The following is a 2,146-nucleotide window of genomic DNA, read 5'->3' as shown; positions in this document are numbered from 1 at the left end:
CAACTAACCATACACAAAACCGTTGTGTGTAATTTGAGCAACGAACTGAAAAGAAACTAAATGGGAATATTTGACTTTCTGAAAAAACAGAAAATACCGATTGACTTTTCGGATAAAAACGTTTCGGAACTGACTCTGAAATCTGATTTGCTCGAACAAACTCTGATTGATAACGGACTTGGTTTTTATGTCGACTATTTATCTGAAATCCGACTTGCGGCTAAAAATAAGAATGAATCGGAATTTAAAAAATTAGTTGTTAGTCGGGAATTGTTTGGTGGTTCTGGAGCACTTTGGGAAATTCATATTGAAAACCGAACTGAATACAGGAAATTTAACACACAATTTTGTGATTATCTTGACTTGATATCTGAAATGGGAATTAAACACAGAGCGTTAAAACAAACACGGAAATTAATGCCAAAACTGAACTAAAAAAAATAAAAAACTACACACAACACAGTATATAAAAAATTGCTGTTTTGTGCTTAATCAAAGGTCGTTGCACGTTTGCTACGTCTGAATTTCCTTCGGAAATTCCTCGCACGCAAACCCGCAACTTTCCATATACTAACACGTTGGCAATAATTTGAGAACCAGCCAAATTCAATAACAATTCAAATCGATATGATTAAATATGATTAGTTTACATCACTCTTTAAATTTTTGGAATAATGCTGATAATTGGGTTCAACCACAAAATTTTGATACTTTATTTAAAGTGCTTTTAGCTATATATTTTATTATAACATTTGTTCCTGACTTCGTAAAATATTTTAGAGTTAGTAGCCTAATGAGAAGTGCTCAAATCCGAAAATACTCTTTCAAAATGTTAGAGGAATTAGTAAATAGCCTTGAAAAAGAAAATATTACGAAAAAAAACTTATTCTTATCTACATATACTAATTTCCTAAATGGTATGGATTTTAGCTTTGTGCAAATTGAAGAAAAGCTATTCCGAGTTTGGAAAAAATATATAATATTTCATTTAATAGTAATAATAACATCAATCGGATATTTATTTTTTGGAGCATATAGTGACAATAACATTCTTGTTCACAGACAAATAGTTTCTATTTCATTATTAATTTTATTGTTACCATTCATTTTCTCTATTGTTTCTGCGTTTAAAGCAATAAAGCCAGATGTTGAAATCGCAAGGAATTAAGCAATTAGAATACAGGAAATCTCAAAAGCATATCGAGTAGGAAAAATAAAAGGTGTTTTAGACCTAATTTTAAAATACGCGAATGAAGATTCCGATAAAATTAAGTAGAAATTGTTAGCGAAAAAACTATTGCCAACACCGTATATAATTTATTGCTTGTTCTAGCCTACTTGCGAAAATCCTCTCGGATTTTCTATTCGGTTTTTATTTGCTAAATTACGTGCCAAACTACGCAACAAACCATATACAAACACGTTACCTGCAATGCCGAAAAAATGAAGAACATCGCTTACATATTAATTATTCTTTTTCAATTTCAGTTCGTAATCGGACAAGAAGATGCAATCTATATTTCGAATGACAAACAATATGGAGAATTAAAAAACGGACTTCCAGAACGAGACACAATAATTGAATTAACTCACAACGGAACTATAATCGGAAAAGGAGCTGTAGCTGTTGACAAAAATGGAATTAGTGACTTAAAGGTTGGACATTGGAAAGAATACTATGAAAACGGAAATGTAAAAACTGATGGGAATTATAAATTAGGCTCTTATATAGGATGTGGCGTTGGCGGAGCATTTCGTGCTTTTCATAACTACAGAACTGGATTATGGAAATTCTATAATGAGAAAGGTAAACTGATTTATGAATTGACTTTTGAGCCGACTGAATTGCACATTGCCACGACTTGCGAAGGAGGAGACAAATTGCTTTTCGGAATTATTAAAGAAATTCCTCTAAAATATTTGGGAGATTTAACAAGCGACAAAGTGTTTGAATTTCAAAGAATAAAAACCGAGGAAGATGATTTCACAGAAATATGGACACCTTTAAATGGACGAATATTTATAGAAATTATTAAAAAGAAATTGTAAATAAAGCACAGCAGGTAACACCGTGTATAATTAATTGCTTTGGTCGTTGCTTATTTGGAAAATTCCTTCGGAATTTTATCGCGTTCGTTTTTGTTTA

At 31.5% G+C, this 2,146-nt stretch carries 3 protein-coding genes; all 3 read left to right on the top strand.

Translation table 11 applies throughout. The annotated features are described in order from the left end of the window. The first annotated feature begins 60 nt into the window (after nucleotides 1–60). A complete protein-coding gene (locus tag KO515_RS16055) occupies nucleotides 61–435 on the top strand; it encodes a hypothetical protein (RefSeq protein ID WP_215937355.1) in 375 nt (124 codons plus the stop codon). Nucleotides 436–637: 202 nt separating this feature from the next. Beyond that, complete coding sequence (locus KO515_RS16050) at nucleotides 638–1,168, top strand: hypothetical protein (protein ID WP_215937354.1); 531 nt, start codon at nucleotides 638–640, stop codon at nucleotides 1,166–1,168. 275 nt (nucleotides 1,169–1,443) lie between these two features. Beyond that, nucleotides 1,444–2,049, top strand: coding sequence for a hypothetical protein (locus KO515_RS16045; protein WP_215937353.1), 606 nt, complete (start codon nucleotides 1,444–1,446; stop codon nucleotides 2,047–2,049). Nucleotides 2,050–2,146 lie beyond the last annotated feature (97 nt).

Origin of the sequence: Winogradskyella psychrotolerans (assembly GCF_018860545.1) — a bacterium.
Lineage (GTDB): Bacteria > Bacteroidota > Bacteroidia > Flavobacteriales > Flavobacteriaceae > Winogradskyella > Winogradskyella psychrotolerans_A.
The sequence above is the reverse complement of the archived record's forward strand: the minus strand, read 5'-3'. Positions and strand labels throughout refer to the sequence as shown.

Excerpts from the sequence above, each read along its gene's own strand:
- KO515_RS16055 (WP_215937355.1), top strand. The coding sequence starts at position 61 with ATGGGAATATTTGACTTTCTGAAAAAACAGAAAATACCGATTGACTTT.
- KO515_RS16050 (WP_215937354.1), top strand. The coding sequence starts at position 638 with ATGATTAGTTTACATCACTCTTTAAATTTTTGGAATAATGCTGATAAT.
- KO515_RS16045 (WP_215937353.1), top strand. The coding sequence starts at position 1,444 with ATGAAGAACATCGCTTACATATTAATTATTCTTTTTCAATTTCAGTTC.